This window comes from Azohydromonas aeria, from assembly GCF_009760915.1.
In the GTDB taxonomy this organism is placed as follows: domain Bacteria; phylum Pseudomonadota; class Gammaproteobacteria; order Burkholderiales; family Burkholderiaceae_C; genus Azohydromonas; species Azohydromonas aeria.
The window spans coordinates 1-17302 of the sequence record NZ_VIDQ01000025.1 but is presented as its reverse complement, the minus strand read 5'-3'; the positions used below and the strand labels follow the sequence as shown (position 1 = coordinate 17302).

The window sequence follows — 17302 nt, the reverse complement described above, 5'->3', positions numbered from 1 at the left end:
TCGCGCTGCCGGCAGGTGCCGGCGTTGCGCCGGCGCACCGTCAGCTCACTCGTAGATCTCGGCGTCGGGGTCGGTGGCTTCGAGCTCGTAGCTGGCCGCCAGCATCGCCAGGCGGCCGATCACGCCGTACATGTAGAAGCGGTTGGGCGCGCTGACGCCGGGCTTCTCGCCGGGCCGGGGCATGTGGCTGGCCTCGGCGAAGGCCAGCGGCACGAACGCGGCGCCGGGGGCGTTGAGGTTCTCGTCGATGCCGCGCTCGGCATGCACGCGGTAGAAGCCGCCGACCACGTAGCGGTCGAGCATGTAGACCACCGGCTCGGCCACGGCGTCGTGCATGCGCTCGTAGGTGGGCACGCCCTCCTGGATGATGACCTCGCTGACCTCCTGCCCCTCCTTGATCACGCTCATCTTGTTGCGCGTGCGGCGGTTGAGGTCCTCCAGGTCCTTGGGGTCGCGCACGGTCATGATGCCCATGCCGTAGGTGCCGGCGTCGGCCTTGACGACCACGAACGGCTTCTCGTTGATGCCGTATTCCTTGTACTTGCGCCGCACCTTGGCCAGCAGCGCCTCGGCGTTGGACTGCACGCACTCCAGCCCGGTGCCCTGGCTGAAGTCCACCTGGCCGCACTGGCTGTACATCGGGTTGATCAGCCACGGGTCCATGCCCAGCAGCTTGGCGAACTTCTTGGCCACCTCCTCGTAGCTCTGGAAGTGGTTGCTCTTGCGCCGCACCGCCCAGCCCGCGTGCAGCGGCGGCAGCAGGTACTGCTCGTGCAGGTTCTCCAGCACCGGCGGGATGCCGCCGGAGAGGTCGTTGTTGAGCAGGATGGTGCAGGGATCGAAGTCCTTGAGCCCCAGGCGCCGCGGCGTGCGCAGCAGCGGCTCCAGCGTCAGCGTGTTGCCGTCGGGCAGCGTCAGCGCCGTGGGCTTGGTGATGGTCTCGTCGAGCGTGCCCAGGCGCACGTTCAGGCCGGCCTGGTTGAAGATCTGCGTGAGGCGCTGCACGTTGCTGAGGTAGAAGCTGTTGCGCGTGTGCTTCTCCGGGATCAGCAGCAGGTTCTTGGCCTCCGGACAGATCTTCTCGATGGCCGCCATCGCCGCCTGCACCGCCAGCGGCAGCATGTCGTTGGTGAGGTTGTTCCAGCCGCCGGGGAAGAGGTTGGTATCGACCGGCGCGAGCTTGAAGCCGGCGTTGCGCACGTCCACCGAGGTGTAGAACGGCGGCGTGTGCTCCATCCACTCCAGGCGGAACCAGCGCTCGATGGCCGGCATCGACTCCAGGATGCGCTGCTCCAGCTCGTTGATCGGGCCGTTGAGCGCGGTGATGAGATGCGGGACCATGGCGTGCGGTGCTTCTTGGACTTGGGTCCAGCCATTCTAGGCAGGCGGCATACCCGTCGCGGTGCGCTGACACACCCTGTGCCGCGGCGCCGTGCGGCAGGCACGCCGCCTTGGCGTCCCGGTTGGCGACGCCCGCCCGCCGCCGGCGCGCGCCCATGAAAAAGGCCACCCGCCGGGGTGGCCTGCAGCCGCAAGAGCCCGCGGTGCGCGCCGCGGGCCAGAAGTCAATGGGCCGCCGTCTCGCGCCGCCACCAGCCGCCGCCGCCGGACGACTTGTCGGCCGCCAGCGTCCACGCCGCCAGCGCCAGCACGGCCACGCCCGTGATCGCCGTGCCCAGCATCGCGTCGCGCAGCCCCGCGAAGCCCAGCACCCAGGGCGAGATGGCCAGCCACAGACCCAGCGCCGCCGCGCTCCAGCGCTCCCAGGCCTGGGGCACGAACACCGCCCCCAGCGCCACCGCCAGCAGCGCCGCGCCCGCGATCAGCGCGTTCCACGTGGCCGCGCGTTCACCGTCGAAGCCCAGCGCCCACGGGGACAGCAGCACCCACGCCGCCAGCACCGCGTTGACGCCATCCTGCCAATGCTTGAGTCGCAACATGGTCACACCTCCAGAATTGACGAATTGACTTGAAGGACCGGTCGGGTCGCGCCTGCCTTGCGGCCGGCGCAGCGCTTTGACACCGAAGCCCGGCCGCGTGTTCCCTCCAGCGATGCGGCGCGCGCCCAAGAAAAAAGGCCACCCGCAAGGGGTGGCCGAAGTTCGCTACCGCAACCGCAGCGAAGAGACTGCTCCGTAGCCGGGGGCGCCTTGTGTACCGCTGGCGCCGCCCGCGCTGTCTTCTGTTGAACCGCCCGTCGATCAGCGGTTGTAGGCCGTCTCGCCGTGCGAGCTGATGTCCAGGCCCTCGCGCTCTTCCTCTTCGGAGACGCGCAGACCGATCACCAGGTCGACCAGCTTGTAGGCGATGAAGGCGACCACGGCCGACCACAGGATGGTCACGCCCACGGCCTGGGCCTGCACCCAGACCTGCGCACCGATGCCGCCCCACTCGCCGCACGTGTCGGTGACGTAGTTGCAGATGCCCGTGCCGCCCAGGTCGGGCGCGGCAAACACGCCCGTCAGCAGCGCGCCCAGGATGCCGCCCACCCCGTGCACGCCGAACACGTCGAGCGAGTCATCGGCGCCGAGCATGCGCTTGAGGCCATTGACGCCCCACAGGCACACGAAGCCCGACAGCAGGCCGATCACCAGCGCGCCGCCCACACCCACGAAGCCGCAGGCCGGGGTGACGGCCACCAGGCCGGCCACCGCGCCGGAAGCGGCGCCCAGCATCGAGGCCTTGCCCTTCATCAGCGCCTCGCCGGCGATCCAGCTCAGCGCCGCGGCGGCCGTGGCCACCACGGTGTTGGTGAAGGCCAGCGCGGCCGTGCCGTTGGCTTCCAGGTTGGAGCCGGCGTTGAAGCCGAACCAGCCCACCCACAGCAGCGAGGCACCGACCATGGTCAGCGTCAGGCTGTGCGGCGCCATCGACTCGCGCCCGTAGCCCACGCGCTTGCCCACCATGAAGGCACCCACCAGGCCCGCCACCGCGGCGTTGATGTGCACCACCGTGCCGCCGGCGAAGTCCAGCGCGCCCTTGGCCCACAGCCAGCCCGCGCCCGCCGTCACGGCGGCCAGCGTCTCCTCGCTGGTGATGGCGTCCGGGCCGTCCCAGTACCAGACCATGTGCGCCACCGGCAGGTAGGCGAAGGTGAACCACAGCACCGAGAAGGCCAGCACCGCCGAGAACTTGATGCGCTCGGCGAAGGCGCCCACGATCAGCGCCACCGTGATCGCGGCGAACGCGCCCTGGAAGCTCACGAAGGTCAGCTCCGGCAGCACCACGCCCTTGCTGAAGGTCGCGGCCACGCTCTCGGGCGTGACGCCCTTGAGGAACAGCTTGTCGAGCGTGCCAACGAACGGGTTGCCGCCGGTGAAGGCCGCGGAGTAGCCGTAGACCACCCACAGCACGGAGATGAGCGCGAAGATCACGAACACCTGCATCAGCACCGACAGCATGTTCTTGCTGCGCACCAGGCCGCCGTAGAAGAGGGCCAGGCCCGGGATGGCCATCATGATGACCATCGCCGTGCAGAACATCAGGAAGGCCGTGTCGCCCTTGTTGGGCACCGGCGCCGCCGGCGCGGCGGCCGCGACCGCCTCGGCCGCGCCGCTGGCGGCCTGCGCCACGACAGCCGCGGCATCCTGCGCCAGCACGCCGCTGGCAACACCCAGGCACGCCAGGCCGGCGAGCGCGGGGAGAAGAAGCTTTCTCATGGTTTTCTCAGACTCGGGTGTGGTCGGTCGTCTGTCTCAGAGCGCGTCGGGACCGGTCTCGCCGGTACGGATGCGCACCACCTGCTCCAGCGGGCACACGAAGATCTTGCCGTCGCCGATCTTGCCGGTGCGCGCCGAGCCCTCGATGGCCTCGATCACGCGCTCGACGACCTCGTCGTCCACTGCCGCCTCGATCTTCACCTTGGGCAGGAAATCGACGACGTACTCCGCGCCGCGGTAGAGCTCGGTGTGGCCCTTCTGGCGCCCGAAGCCCTTGACTTCCGTGACCGTGATGCCTTGCACCCCGATGGCGCTGAGCGCCTCGCGCACTTCGTCGAGCTTGAACGGCTTGACGATCGCAGTGACCATCTTCATGGCTTGATTCCTTTCAAAAGTTGTACTTCACGCCGACCACGAGAGCATTCTTACCCGTGAACTTGCCCGAGGGCGTGACGTAGAAGGTTTTGTCCGCGTTGGTGCCCACGGCGGTGGCACTCACCACGAAGCCGCTGAAGTCCTTGGAGATGCCCAGCGAGTAGTCGGTGTAGGAGCCGCCCAGGTCGTCACTGGGGCCCTTGATCTTCTGGCGGCCCACGTGCGGCACCAGCATCCAGCCGTCAGTGATCTCGAAGCTGGCCGACAGGTCCAGGTACCAGCTGTTCTTGCTGTCCAGGTTGCCGAAGGTGTCCGTCAGCGCGTGCGAGTACTTGGCCGTCACGGGGCCGAAGGTCAGCGCGCCGTACACCTCCGTCGTGTCCGCCTTTTCGAACAGGGTCGGCGCACGATCAAGCTTGTTGCGCGGGTACCAGTACTGCAGCACGCCCACGTCGTAGCCCAGGCCTTCCATGACCGAGCCCTTGTAGCCGCCGTAGAGGTCCACCTCGACCCGCGCATTGCCGGCATCGAAGCCGTTGATGCGGCCGGCGTCCTTGATCCAGCGGATCGTCGAAGCCCAGACGCCGGCGTAGAAGCCGCCGTCAGCGCTCTGCACCCAGTCCGCGCCGCCCTGCAGCGCCGGATCCAGGCGGCTCTGCGAGATGCCGCGGTAGCGATAGTCGGTGACGGCGCCAACGTTGAAGCTCAGGTCGGCATGCGCCGGCAGGCTGCTCAGGGTGGCAAGGACGGCTGCGGCAAGGGCGGCTTTTTTGATCATGGACTCCACTCCGGTTTGATTGCCCGGTAGCTCTGCACCATCCGTGCCAGCTTTTTGCAGGTCTTTCCCCGAGGTACACCCATTCCCAGGGCCCTCTTTGGGAGCGCACCAAATGGGGGATGTGGCATCCGAAGCCCCAGCTTGGTGCACCTTCAATGCAGGCGTTACAGCCTCGTAACGCGGCTACACAATGGCCCTTCCGGGTGGATCCCGGGGGAGGAAGCGGATGTCGCTGGCCGTGCTCAGCAGCCGGGCGCTGGACGCCCTGGAAGCGCCTGAAGTGCGCGTGGAAGTGCATCTGGCCAACGGCCTGCCCAGCTTCACGCTGGTCGGGCTGGCCGACACCGAGGTCAAGGAAGCGCGCGAGCGCGTGCGCGCTGCGCTGGTGCACAGCGGGCTGCCCTTTCCGCACAACAAGCGCATCACGGTGAACCTGGCGCCTGCGGACCTGCCCAAGGAGTCCGGGCGCTTCGACCTGCCCATCGCGCTGGGCATCGTGGCCGCGTCGGGGGAGCTCGACCCGGCGGCGTTCGCCGGCTACGAGTTCGCGGGCGAGCTGTCGCTGGCCGGCGACCTGCGCCCGGTGCGCGGCGCCGTGGCACTGGCTCTGGCGCTGCGCCGCGAAGGCAGCGCGCGCACCCTGATCCTGCCGCCGGACAGCGCCGAGCAGGCCGCGCTGGTGCAGGGCGTGGACGTGCGCCGCGCCACGCACCTGCTGCAGGTGGTGGCGGCGCTGCGACCGGGCGAGGCCGCCGTGCCGCTGCCGCGCGCGCGGGCGCAGGTGCTGCCGCAGGCGCCGGCGCAACCGGACCTGCGCGAGGTGCGCGGCCAGGGCGGCGCCAAGCGGGTGCTGGAAATCGCCGCGGCCGGCGCGCACTCGCTCCTGATGGTGGGCAGCCCCGGCAGCGGCAAGTCGATGCTCGCGCACCGGCTGCCGGCGCTGCTGCCGCCCATGGACGAGGACGAGGCGCTGGCCAGCGCCGCGCTGCAGGGCCTGTCCAGCAGCGGCTTCAGCGTCGCGCACTGGGGCCGGCGCCCGGTGCGCGCGCCGCACCACTCGGCCAGCGCCGTGGCGCTGGTGGGCGGCGGCTCGCCGCCGAAGCCCGGCGAGATCTCGCTCGCCCACGGCGGCGTGCTGTTCCTGGATGAATTGCCCGAGTTCCCGCGCGCGGCGCTGGAGGCGCTGCGCGAGCCGCTGGAAAACGGCCGCATCACGCTCTCGCGCGCCGGCCGCCAGGCCAGCTACCCGGCGCGCTTCCAGTTGATTGCCGCCATGAATCCCTGCCCCTGCGGCTGGCTCGGCTCCTTCGCCGCGACCGGGAAACCCTGCCGCTGCACGGCGCAGGCCATCGCCCGCTACCAGGGACGCCTGTCGGGGCCGCTGCTCGACCGCATCGATTTGCAGCTCGAAGTCCCGGCGGTGAAGCCCGCCGAGCTGCTGGCCGCGCCCGAAGGCGAGCCCAGCGCCGTGGTGGCGGCGCGCGTGGCCATGGCGCGGGAACGCGCCATGGCGCGCCAGGGCCTGCCCAATGCCGAGCTCGACGCCGCGGGGCTCGACGAGCACGTGCGCCCGGACGCCGCGGCGCTGGCCTTCATCGAGCAGGCCGCGACGCGGCTGGGCTGGTCCGGACGCAGCCTGCACCGCGCGCTCAAGGTGGCGCGCACCATCGCCGACCTCGCCGGCGAAGCCCAGCCCGGCGTGGCCCACGTCGCCGAGGCGCTGCAGTACCGGCGCGCGCTGCCGGGCTGAAACAAGTCCTGCTTAGCCTTCGGACGGAAAAACACCGTTCGGGCTGAGTTTGTCGAAGCCTGTCCTGAGCAACGTCGAAGGGCCCTTGGCGGCGTCACGAGCGCCTGCCCTTCGACAGGCTCAGGGCGAACGGGAAAGGGCTTGTACGGCGGCTACTTCAATGCACAGGAGTGCTTACTGCACCCGCAGCCGGCCGCCCTCGTCCACCACGTGCGTGCCCGCGGCGATCGGCTGGCTTTGCGAGAAGCGGCGCACGCTGCCGTCGTCCATGCGCACGCGCACCTCGTACACCGTCTGCGAGCGCACGCGCTTCTCGACCTCGTGGCCGGCGAAGCCGCCGCCCACCGCGCCCAGCACCGTCGCCACCTTGCGGCCCGTGCCGCCGCCGACCTGGTTGCCCAGCAGGCCGCCGATCACGCCGCCCGCCACCGCCCCGACGCCCTGTGCCGGGCCTTCCTGGCGCACCGCCTGCACCGACTCCACCACGCCGCAACTGCGGCACACCGGCGCCGGCTGCACCGCCGGGGCCTGCGCCACCGGCGCGGGCTGGGCCACGGGCGCCGGAGCCGGGGCCGGGGCCGGTGCGCGCGTCACGCGCTGTGGAGCCGGGGCCGGCGCGGGCGCGTGCTGCACGGGAGCCGCCGGGCGCGACGGCACGGGCGGCTGCACCTCGTCGGCCGGCATCTCCGCGGGCGCCAGGCGCGCCGCCCCCGCCGCCGGCCCTTGCGGCGCGTACACCGGCGCGCCATCCGAAGGCGCCTGGCCCGGCGCCACCTGGGGCTGAGGAGACATCGCCACGGGCGTGGCCGCCGCCGGCGCCGTGGCGGAAGTCCCGCGCAGCAGCCAGCCGCCGCCCGCACCCAGCGCCGCCACCAGCACCGCGCCGCCCACCAGGGCCGCCGGAGAGCGCAGCGCCCCGGCCGGGCTGGCCATCGTCATGTCGTTCGTGCCTTGCATTGAGCCTCGTTCCAGACCGCCGAAGGGCAGTCCATGCCTGGGCAACGATCGGCGGCACCGCCCCGCCTACAGCCCGGGCGCCGGAACTGAAACCAAATACAAACGCCCGGACGGTGCCGGGCGTTCGTCGCGGAGCGGGCCCGGCGCGCAAGGCGCCGCGCCAGGGGCTTCGGTTCAGAGCAGCGGCGCCAGCGCGCGCCGCGCCGCGGCCTCTTCCAGGCCGTTGCGCGCGGCCCAGTCGGCCAGCTGGTCCTCGCCGATCTTGCCCACGTTGAAGTACGCGGCCTGCGGATGCGCGATGTAGAAACCGCTGACGCTGGAGGCCGGCGTCATGGCCAAGCTGTCGGTCAGGCCCATGCCGATGGCCGGCGCATCCAGCACGCGGAACAGGTCGCGCTTCGGAAGGTGATCCGGACACGCCGGGTAGCCCGGCGCCGGGCGGATGCCGCGGTACTTCTCGGCCACCAGTTCCTCGTTGGACAGCACCTCCTGCGGCGCGTAGCCCCAGAAGTCGGTGCGCACGCGCTGGTGCAGCCGCTCGGCGAAGGCCTCGGCCAGCCGGTCGGCCAGCGCCTTGAGCATGATGGCCGAGTAGTCGTCGTGCGCGGCCAGGAACTCGGCTTCCTTCTTCTCCACGCCCTGCACGCTCACGGCGAACATGCCGGCGTAGTCGCCCTTCGTGCCGCGCGGCGCCACGAAGTCCGACAGGCAGCGGTTCGGGCGCCGCACGCCCTCGACCACCGGGCGCTCGGACTGCATGCGCAGCCCGTGCCAGGTCATCAGCGCCTTGGCGCGCGCTTCGTCGGCATAGAACTCGATGTCGTCGCCCACCGCGTTGGCCGGGTACAGGCCGATGACGCCGTGCGCCTGCAGCCAGCGCCCTTCCACCAGCCGCTGCAGCATGCGCTGCGCGTCCTCGAACACGCGCGTGGCGGACTCGCCCACCACCGGGTCCTTGAGGATGTCGGGATAGCGCCCGGCCAGGTCCCAGGTCTGGAAGAAGGGCGTCCAGTCGATGCAGGCCACCAGCTCCGACAGGTCCTGGTTGCGGAACACGCGCCGGCCCGTGAACTTCGGCACCGGCGCGTCATAGCCGGCCCAGTCGATGGGCGTCGGGTTGGCACGCGCGGCCTCCAGCGAGACCAGCGGCGTGGCCTTGCGGTTGGCGTGCTGCTCGCGCACCTTGGCGTAGTCGGCCTCCAGCTCGGCGACGTACTTCGCCGCGCGGTCGTCGCTGAGCAGCTCGGAGCACACGCCCACGCTGCGCGAGGCGTCGGGCACGTACACCACCGGGCCCTCGTAATGCGGCGCGATCTTCACGGCCGTGTGCACGCGGCTGGTGGTGGCGCCGCCGATGAGCAGCGGCGTCTTCCTGTCGCGGAAATGCGCGTCGCGCTGCATCTCGGCGGCCACGTGCTGCATCTCTTCGAGGCTGGGCGTGATCAGCCCGGACAGGCCGATGATGTCCGCGCCCTCTTCCTTCGCCTTGGCAAGGATGTCCTGGCACGGGACCATCACGCCCATGTTCACGACCTCGAAGTTGTTGCACTGCAGGACCACGCTGACGATGTTCTTGCCGATGTCGTGCACGTCGCCCTTGACGGTGGCGATGACGATGCGGCCCTTGGCCTTCACGTCGCCGCCGGCGTCCAGCAGCGCCTGCTTCTCCGCCTCGATGTAGGGCAGCAGGTGCGCCACGGCCTGCTTCATCACGCGCGCGGACTTCACCACCTGCGGCAGGAACATCTTCCCCTGCCCGAACAGGTCGCCCACCACGTTCATGCCGGCCATCAGCGGCCCCTCGATGACGTGCAGCGGGCGGCCCCCTTCGGCGCGGATCGCCTGCCAGGCCTCCTCGGTGTCGGCGTCGATGAACTCGTTGATGCCCTGCACCAGCGCATGCGCCAGGCGCTCGCGCACCGGCAGCGCGCGCCAGGCCAGGCGCGCCGTGTCGTCCTTGGCCAGGCCGCGCACCTGGTCGGCGATGGCCAGCAGCCGCTCGGTGGCGTCGGGGCGGCGGTTGAGCACCACGTCCTCCACGCGCTCGCGCAGCTCCGCGTCGAGCTGGTCGTACACGCCGACCATGCCGGCGTTGACGATGCCCATGTCCATGCCCGCCTGGATGGCGTGGTAGAGGAACACGGTGTGGATCGCCTCGCGCACCGGCTCGTTGCCGCGGAAGCTGAAGGAGACGTTCGACACGCCCCCGGACACCTTGGCGCCGGGCAGGTGCTGCTTGATCCAGCGCGTGGCCTCGATGAAGTCCACGGCGTAGTTGTCGTGCTCCTCGATGCCGGTGGCGATGGCAAAGATGTTCGGGTCGAAGACGATGTCCTCAGGCGGGAAACCAACCTCTTCGACCAGGATGCGATACGCCCGGGCGCAGATCTCGGTCTTGCGGGTGAACGTGTCGGCCTGGCCCTGCTCGTCGAAGGCCATCACCACGGTGGCGGCGCCGTAGCGCTTGATCAGCCTGGCCTGGCGCTTGAACTCGGCCTCGCCCTCCTTGAGCGAGATCGAGTTGACGATGCCCTTGCCCTGGATGCACTTGAGGCCGGCCTCGATCACGCTCCACTTGGAGCTGTCGATCATGATCGGCACGCGCGCGATCTCGGGGTCGGAGGCGATGAGGTTGAGGAAGCGGACCATGGCGGCCTGGCTGTCCAGCATGGCCTCGTCCATGTTCACGTCGATGATCTGCGCGCCGTTCTCGACCTGCTGGCGCGCCACGGCCAGCGCCTGCTCGAACTGGCCGGCCAGGATCATGCGGGCGAAGGCCTTGGAGCCGGTGACGTTGGTGCGCTCGCCGATGTTGACGAACAGGTGCCCCGCGCCGATGGTCACGGGCTCCAGGCCCGACAGCCGCATCGGCGGCACGGAAGTGATGGCGTCGTTCATGAAGGTGTCTTGACTCAGGCTTCGACCAGCGAAGTGAACAGCGGGTCGGCCTTGCTGCGCGGGCGGTAGGCGCTGACCTTGCGCGCGATGGCGGCGATGTGGTCCGGCGTGGTGCCGCAGCAGCCGCCGACGATGTTGAGGAAGCCGCTCCTGGCGAAGTCTTCCATCAGTGCCGCGGTGACCTCGGGCGTCTCGTCGAAGCCGGTGTCGCTCATCGGGTTGGGCAGCCCGGCGTTGGGATAGCAGCTGATGGCGGTGTCGCCGGCGATCTTGGCCAGCTCCTCGACGTAGGGCCGCATCAGCGCCGCGCCCAGCGCGCAGTTGAGCCCGATGGCAATCGGCCTGGCATGCCGCACCGAGTGCCAGAAGGCGCCCACGGTCTGGCCGGAGAGGATGCGCCCGGAGGCGTCGGTGACGGTGCCGGAGATGACCACCGGCAGCCGCTCGCCGCTCTCCTCCATCAGCTCGTCGAGCGCGAACAGGGCGGCCTTGGCATTGAGCGTGTCGAAGATGGTCTCGACCAGGAACAGGTCGGCGCCGCCTTCGAGCAGCCCCTCGGCCTGCTCGCGGTAGGCGGCGCGCAGCTCGTCGAAGCAGACGTTGCGCGCGCCGGGGTCGTTCACGTCGGGGCTGATGCTGGCCGTGCGCGGCGTCGGGCCGATGGCGCCGGCCACGAAGCGCGGCCTGTCAGGGGTGGAAAACTTGTCGGCCGCCTCGCGCGCGAGGCGCGCCGCGGCCACGTTCATCTCGCGCGCCACGTGCCCCAGGCCGTAGTCGTCCTGCGCGATGGAGGTGGCGCCGAAGGTGTTGGTCTCGATGATGTCGGCCCCGGCGGCCAGGTACTGCTCGTGGATGCTGCGGATCACGTCGGGCCGGGTGAACTGCAGCAGCTCGTTGTTGCCCTTCAGGTCCTTCGGGTGATCCTTGAAGCGCTCGCCGCGGTAGTCGGCCTCGGTCAGCTTGAAGCGCTGGATCATGGTCCCCATGGCGCCGTCGATGATGACGATGCGCTGCGGCAGCAGCGCCGCCAGCGCGGCGCCACGGGTGTATTGCGGTGCGTTCATCCCGCAATTGTAGGAAGGGCTCCTTTCCCAGCCTTTGCAGGCCCTTCCCGCCGCCATCGCCCTTCAGCTGCGAAAGCCGATGCCCCGGCGCTGCCGCGCCTCGGGCTTGACCCGGTGCTCGCTCTCGAGCTGGCTCAGGAACTCGTCGGGCTCGAAGGCCTCGCCCAGCAGCTCGACCTGGCGCCGCACCGCGGCGAAGTCGCCCGGCGTGAGCAGGTCCAGCTGCGCCAGGCGCTGGCGCTGCTCGCCGGTGAGGCGCCCTTCGTCGCCGTCCAGCGCCTCGTTGGCGAACATGCGCACGCGCTGCTCCGGGCGCAGCGGGTTGAAGCGGATCTTGAAGGTGAAGCGCCGCAAGGCCGCCTCGTCCAGGTCGTCGAAGAGATTGGTGGTGCAAATGAAGATGCCGGCAAAGCGCTCCATGCCCTGCAGCATCTCGTTGACCTCGCTGACCTCGTAGTGGCGCTCGGCCATGCGGCGGCTGCGAAGAAAACTGTCGGCCTCGTCGAGCAGCAGCACGGCGCCCTCGGACTGCGCGTCCTCGAACATGCGCGCCATGTTGGTCTCGGTCTCGCCGACGAACTTGCTCATCAGGTCGCTGGCCTGGCGGATCATCAGCGGCCGCCCCAGCTGCTGCGCCAGGTGCTCGGCCAGCGCGGTCTTGCCGCTGCCGGGCACCCCGTGCAGGCACAGCGTGCCGTGGCCGCGGCGGCGCAGCGCCTCGACGATGCGCGGCAGCTCGAAGCGGCATTCCACGTTGAGCAGCTCCAGCGCGTAGCGCGTCACCGGCACGCGCGCGCCGCTGCCCGCGCTCTGGCCCAGTGCCCGGTCGGCATTGAGCAGCTGGCGCTCGATCAGCGCCTCGATGCCCGCCGCCTCGCTGGCCGCCAGCCGCGCGAAGCGCACCGCGGTGCGGATCTGCGCCGGCGTCAGGCTGCGCCGCTCGGCCAGCCGCGCCACGAAGCCCGGCGACACGGCCGCCCCCTCCAGCGCCCGTGCCACCAGCCCCTCGCGCGCGCCCGGTGGCGGCGACTTCAGCTCCAGGTGGTACTGGAAGCGGCGCCGGAACGCCGGATCGATCTGCTCGATGCGGTTCGTCACCCACAGCACCGGCACCGGGTTGGTCTCCAGGATCTGGTTGACCCAGGCCTTGCCGCTGACGCTGCCCGACAGCGGCGCGTCGCCGCTGTCCAGCCGCGCCATGAGCTGCGCGGTGTCGGTGGAGATCGGCGGGAACACGTCCTCGACCTCGTCGAAGAGCAGCGCCACGTGGCCGCTGCCTTTCAGGAACACCTGGCTGATCTGCAGGGATCGGTAGCGGTCGCGGCCCGAGAGCGAGTTGCCGTCGCGGTCGGCGTACTCCACCTCGTAGAGCTCCAGCCCCGCGGCCTGCGCCACCACCTTGGCCAGCTCGGTCTTGCCCGTGCCCGGCGGGCCGTACATCAGCACGTTGACGCCGGGCTCGCGCTGCGCCACGGCGTTCCTCAGCAGCGCGGTGAGCATGGCCACGTCGTCGCCCACGAAGGCGAAGTCCGCGGCCGTGAGCTCGGTGCGCCGCGCCGGGCGCGTGAACACCGCCATCAGCTCGCTGGGCTCGCGGTACTCGCGCATGAGCACCGGCGGCAGCTGCTCGCTGACCTTCATGAGGTCGGCGAGATCCGTGATGTTGTGCTCGGAGATCAGGTTCTCGACCATGCCGATGCGCTCCAGGCGCGAGCCCGCGCGCAGCGCCTCGGCCACCTCCTGCTCGTTGACGCCGGCCACCGCCGCGATGGCCGCATGCGCCTCCTGCGCGCTCGACACCTTGAACTCCACCAGCAGCCCGCGCAGGTCGCGCTGGTAGCGCGCCAGCGTGCCGTACAGCAGCAGCGCGCGCTCCGCGGGGTTGAGCTGCAGCAGCCCGGCCAGCGCGTCGATGTTCTGCTCCACGCGCGTCTGCTGCTTCTTCAGGCTGCGCTCCAGCCACTCGGCGGTGGCGCCGATCACGGCCAGCAGGTCCTTCGGCGCGTCCTTGATGTACTCGTCGATGTAGAAGAAGAGCGTGCCTTCCTCGTAAGGCCCCCTCCAGCAGCCGTGGCGCTGCAGGAAGGCCGCGTCGGTGAGCGCCTCGTGGCCGCGCCAGAGCTCGTTGTCGCGGCAGCGCCGGCCCAGGAACTGGCGCAGCCGCGCCAGCACCGGCGCCGGCCACACCAGGTGCCGGCCCACCAGCGACATCAGGCTGCTCCAGTCCCGGCGCAGGTTGAAGCGGCCGGCCTGCTTCATCGTCAGGGCCAGCACGAATTGCGAGCACATCAGATCGAGCACCGGGGCCTCGGTCAGCCCGGGTGAGGGCAGCAGGCGCGCCTCGGTTCGACTTCTCACCGCAACTCCTCGCGCTGTTCCAAAGTGCGCGCGATCTTGTCGCAGCCCCCTTGCACCAGCAAGCCCTGTGGACTTGACCTTTCCGAATTTGCCCCGTGCACAGCCCAAAAAACTTCGGGCCCGCGCGTGGCGGGCCCGATCGGGGCGAATGCAAGGAAAAGCTTCGCGGGCTTCAGTGCAGCGACACCGGCTGCTGCGCGAGCTGCGTATAGCCGGCGATGAACTCGTCGAGGGCCTCCTCGGTCGGCTCGGTTTCCACCAGCCGGTCCACGCCTTCGCGAAAGCGCTGCGCCAGCGGCCCTTCCAGGAAGATTTCCTTGCGCGCGAACTTGTCGACGATCTCGTAGCCGCCGCGGCTGGGCGCCGCCGCGTCTTCCTTCGGGGCCGGCAGATCGAACTGCAGCACCGCGAAGCTGTCCGAGTTGTAGAGCATGAGCATCTTCAAACCTCCTGGTCCGCAATTGGGACGGGAGCGGCAAGATTCAAGCCCGTCAGGGCAACTTCTCTTCGGACTCCAGCAGCAGATCCAGCGCCTCGCCCGCGCCCGGCACCCACAGCCGCACGCGCAGCGGCAGGAACGCCCGCGCCGGATCGAGCCAAAGCTTCACTTGCGTGTCGAAGCGCTTGCGCGGCTCGCGCGCGAGCCGCAGCGCGCGCACCGGCGTGCCGTCGGCGCCGGCGACGTCCTCCTCGGCCTCGACCTCGAAATCCCACACGTCCGCGTCGCCGCGCGCGCCGGTGACGAACACCTTCAGCCGCGCCCCGGCCTGGAAGCGCTGCGGATCGGCCGCCACGATGGCCGGCACCTGCAGCAGCACCGTGAGCCGGTCCTGCGCGCCCGGCACCAGCGCGAACTCCACCGCCGGGCCGGCGTAGCTGAGCTTGCCGGCCTCGCGCTGGAAGTTGGCCGCCTGCGCGCCGCGCCCGCCGCGGCCGCGCGTGACGTAGCGCTCCGGGGCGATGCCGGCGGCGTCGAGCGCGCCGGTGCTGCGCCAGTCCAGCACGCGCTCGCCCGCGAGATCGCCGGCCAGCGCGGCGGCGTAGCGCCCGTCCGCCCCCGGCGCCCAGCGCAGCTCGGCCGTGCCCGACAGCGCCCCGCGCGCGAGCCGGTAGCGGCGCGACAGCGGCGGCGCCAGCGCAGTGGCATAGACCGGCGGCGTGTCGGCGGCGCCCTGCGCGTCGGGCGCCGCGCCGGCCTGCGGGGCGGAAGACGCGGCCTCCACCTCCAGCGCGGCGGCGTCGGCCAGCGCCAGGCTCAGCGTGGGCAGGACCGGCACGGGCCGCGGCGCCGGCGCGGCCTGGCGTGGCACGGGCCCGGGATCGGGCCTGGGCGCCACCGCGGCCGGCACGGGGACCGGCCGTGCCGGCGGCTCCACCGGCAGCGCCAGCACGCGCCAGCGCAGCGCCGGGCCCGGGCGCGGATCGGGCAGCCGCGCGTCGCGCTGCGGCTGCAGCGCGTGCAGCAGCAGCGCGGCGTGCAGCGCCGTGACGCCGGCCACCGTCAACAGCAAGGCAGCCCGGTGCCGGCGCGGCGCCGACAATGGCGGGTTCCGCAACGGTGACAAGGTTTATGAAGCTGGCGACCTACAAGGACGGTTCGCGCGACGGGCAACTCGTGGTGGTGTCGCGCGACGGGGCGCGCGCCCATTTTGCGACCGGCATCGCCACCCGGCTGCAGCAGGTGCTCGACGACTGGAACTACATGGCGCCGCAGCTGCACCAGCTCTACGAGGCCCTGAACCGCGGCCAGGTGCGCCATGCCTTCGACTTCGACGCGCGGCTGTGCGCCGCGCCGCTGCCGCGCGCCTTCCAGGTGGCCTGGGCCACGCGGCCGGCCGACGCGCCGCCCGCCGACGAGGCCGACGCGCCCGCCCCGCTGCGCCTGGAGCAGCTGTGCGGCGACGCGCTGCTGGGCGCGCGCGACGCCGCGTCCTTCGCCAGCGACGGCTGGGACATCGACTTCGAGCCGGGCCTGGCCGCCCTCACCGGCGACATCGCCGCCGGCACGCCGGGGCCGCAGGCGCTCGAAGGCGTGCGGCTGGTCGCGCTCATGGGCCGCTGGCGGCTGCGCGCCCTGGACGCGCGCGACGCCGGCTTCCAGCCGGCCCCGGTGCTGGGCCCGCTGGTGGCCACGCCCGACGAGTTCAACGAGGCCTGGACCGGCGGGCGCCTGCGCGCCGACCTGGCGCTGGCCTGGAACCAGCGCCGCCTGGCCCGGCGCGACGCGTCCGCGGCATTGCCCTGGGACTTCGGCGCGCCGCTGGCGCGCCTGGCGCACACCCGCGCGCTGCAGGCCGGCAGCATCGTCGGCATCGCCGCGCAGTCGGCCGCGCCCGAGTTCTTCACCTTGCAGGCACTGCGCGCCCAGGAGGCGGCTCGGGAAGAGGGCTCGCTGCTGCGCCACGGCGACCGGCTGCGGCTGGAGCTGCTCGACGCGCGCGGCCTGGCGCCGCTGGGGAACATTGAGCAGGCGGTGATGATCGAGCGGGGATGACCCCTTCAAACCCGCCATGTCCGCCATGTCCGACTTCCCGCGCACGCTGAAATTCGCCACCGTCTGGCTGCTCCTCGGCGCCGCGCTGTTCCTGGGCGTGCAGTGGTGGCAGTCGGAAGCCAAGCGCACCCGCTTCACGCTGCAGGACGGCGTGGTCGAGCTGCGCCGCGGGCCCGACGGCCACTACCACTGGCCCGGGCGCATCGGCGACCGGGAAGTGGATTTCCTGGTGGACACCGGCGCCACCAGCAGCGCGCTGCCCGCGGCGCTGGCGCGGCAGCTGGACCTGACCGAAGTGGGGCGCGTGCGCACGCAGACCGCCGGCGGCGAGGTCATCGGCACGCTGGTGCTGGCCGACGTGGCCCTGGACGGCGGCGTGCGCGTGCAGCGCCTGCGCATGGCGGCGCTGCCGGGCCTGGGCGATCGCCCGCTGCTGGGCATGGACGTGCTGGGCCGGCTGCACTGGCAGCAGCGCCAGGGCGTGCTGAGGATCGAGCTGAACGCGCGCTGATCCTTCCCTGCGAGGGCTCATCCGCCGACGTTGCGCGCGCAACGCACTGCCGTTCCGGAGGCCCCGTTTGCCGCAGGCACAATCGCCCGCCTGACGCTGGAGACATTCCCATGGCCGACCAACCCGACTTCACCAAGCTCGTCCCCGGATTCGACTTCCTGCAGAAGCTCGTTGGCGGCGCCAACGCGGCCATGCCGGCCATGGGCCAGTGGGTGGCGCCCACGCTCAACCCGGAGGAGCTGGAAAAGCGCATCAGCGAGCTGCGCACGGTGCAGTTCTGGCTGGAGCAGAACGCGCGCATGCTCGGCGCCACCATCCAGGCGCTCGAAGTCCAGCGCATGACGCTGACCACGCTCAAGACCATGAACGTGCAGATGGGCGACCTGCGCGAGGCGCTCAAGATCCGCCTGCCCGACCCGCCCGCGCCGGCCCCCGCCCCGGCCGCGCGCGCCGCGGCC

Annotated in this window: 15 protein-coding genes; 4 read left to right on the top strand and 11 right to left on the bottom strand. The window is 71.2% G+C overall.

Going from position 1 to position 17302, the window contains the following annotated elements; genetic code table 11:
- Nucleotides 1-45: 45 nt before the first annotated feature.
- From gshA to FJ694_RS16040, 5 genes are all read right to left on the bottom strand, one after another.
- The gene (gene gshA, locus FJ694_RS16060; protein ID WP_157268252.1) at nt 46-1341 is read right to left on the bottom strand and encodes a glutamate--cysteine ligase; all 1296 of its coding nucleotides are present in this window, start codon (nt 1339-1341) and stop codon (nt 46-48) included.
- A 224-nt stretch (nt 1342-1565) separates the two neighbouring features.
- Complete coding sequence (locus FJ694_RS16055) at nt 1566-1940, bottom strand: SPW repeat protein (RefSeq protein ID WP_157268251.1); 375 nt, start codon at nt 1938-1940, stop codon at nt 1566-1568.
- A gap of 261 nt (nt 1941-2201) precedes the next feature.
- Complete coding sequence (locus tag FJ694_RS16050; RefSeq protein ID WP_157268250.1) at nt 2202-3659, bottom strand: ammonium transporter; 1458 nt, start codon at nt 3657-3659, stop codon at nt 2202-2204.
- 36 nt (nt 3660-3695) lie between these two features.
- A complete protein-coding gene (locus FJ694_RS16045) occupies nt 3696-4034 on the bottom strand; it encodes a P-II family nitrogen regulator (RefSeq protein ID WP_028997364.1) in 339 nt (112 codons plus the stop codon).
- Between the two features lie 13 nt (nt 4035-4047).
- Nucleotides 4048-4812: a TorF family putative porin gene (locus FJ694_RS16040; RefSeq protein ID WP_157268249.1), complete on the bottom strand. Its 765-nt coding sequence runs from the start codon at nt 4810-4812 to the stop codon at nt 4048-4050.
- Nucleotides 4813-5038: 226 nt separating this feature from the next.
- On the opposite strand from FJ694_RS16040, the gene FJ694_RS16035 reads away from it, so the two are divergent.
- Nucleotides 5039-6562 (top strand): YifB family Mg chelatase-like AAA ATPase, encoded by a 1524-nt coding sequence (locus FJ694_RS16035; protein WP_157268248.1) that lies wholly within the window; start codon nt 5039-5041, stop codon nt 6560-6562.
- Nucleotides 6563-6736: 174 nt separating this feature from the next.
- Here the strand turns inward: FJ694_RS16035 and FJ694_RS16030 are convergent, their stop codons facing one another.
- The 6 genes from FJ694_RS16030 to FJ694_RS16005 all read right to left on the bottom strand — a co-directional run bounded on the left by FJ694_RS16030 (nt 6737) and on the right by FJ694_RS16005 (nt 15350).
- Nucleotides 6737-7519 (bottom strand): outer membrane lipoprotein, encoded by a 783-nt coding sequence (locus FJ694_RS16030; protein WP_232540069.1) that lies wholly within the window; start codon nt 7517-7519, stop codon nt 6737-6739.
- 174 nt (nt 7520-7693) lie between these two features.
- The gene (gene metH, locus FJ694_RS16025) at nt 7694-10417 is read right to left on the bottom strand and encodes a methionine synthase (protein ID WP_232540068.1); all 2724 of its coding nucleotides are present in this window, start codon (nt 10415-10417) and stop codon (nt 7694-7696) included.
- A 14-nt stretch (nt 10418-10431) separates the two neighbouring features.
- Nucleotides 10432-11481, bottom strand: coding sequence for a homocysteine S-methyltransferase family protein (locus FJ694_RS16020; protein ID WP_157268247.1), 1050 nt, complete (start codon nt 11479-11481; stop codon nt 10432-10434).
- Nucleotides 11482-11544: 63 nt separating this feature from the next.
- Entirely contained in the window at nt 11545-13839 is a 2295-nt protein-coding gene (locus tag FJ694_RS16015; RefSeq protein ID WP_232540067.1) for an ATP-binding protein, read from the bottom strand.
- 172 nt (nt 13840-14011) lie between these two features.
- A complete protein-coding gene (locus FJ694_RS16010; RefSeq protein ID WP_157268246.1) occupies nt 14012-14278 on the bottom strand; it encodes a BTH_I0359 family protein in 267 nt (88 codons plus the stop codon).
- Nucleotides 14279-14330: 52 nt separating this feature from the next.
- Nucleotides 14331-15350 carry a DUF3108 domain-containing protein gene (locus tag FJ694_RS16005; protein WP_157268245.1) on the bottom strand — a complete coding sequence of 340 codons (1020 nt, stop codon included), beginning with the start codon at nt 15348-15350 and terminating at the stop codon, nt 14331-14333.
- Nucleotides 15351-15409: 59 nt separating this feature from the next.
- Here FJ694_RS16005 and FJ694_RS16000 point away from each other — a divergent pair, with 59 nt between their 5' ends.
- The 3 genes from FJ694_RS16000 to FJ694_RS15990 all read left to right on the top strand — a co-directional run.
- A complete protein-coding gene (locus FJ694_RS16000) occupies nt 15410-16333 on the top strand; it encodes a fumarylacetoacetate hydrolase family protein (RefSeq protein ID WP_157268244.1) in 924 nt (307 codons plus the stop codon).
- A 16-nt stretch (nt 16334-16349) separates the two neighbouring features.
- Nucleotides 16350-16844, top strand: a complete 495-nt coding sequence (locus tag FJ694_RS15995) for a retropepsin-like aspartic protease family protein (protein ID WP_157268243.1) — start codon at nt 16350-16352, stop codon at nt 16842-16844.
- Between the two features lie 110 nt (nt 16845-16954).
- The coding region (locus FJ694_RS15990) for a PhaM family polyhydroxyalkanoate granule multifunctional regulatory protein (RefSeq protein ID WP_375140223.1) at nt 16955-17302 on the top strand (348 nt) is incomplete at its 3' end.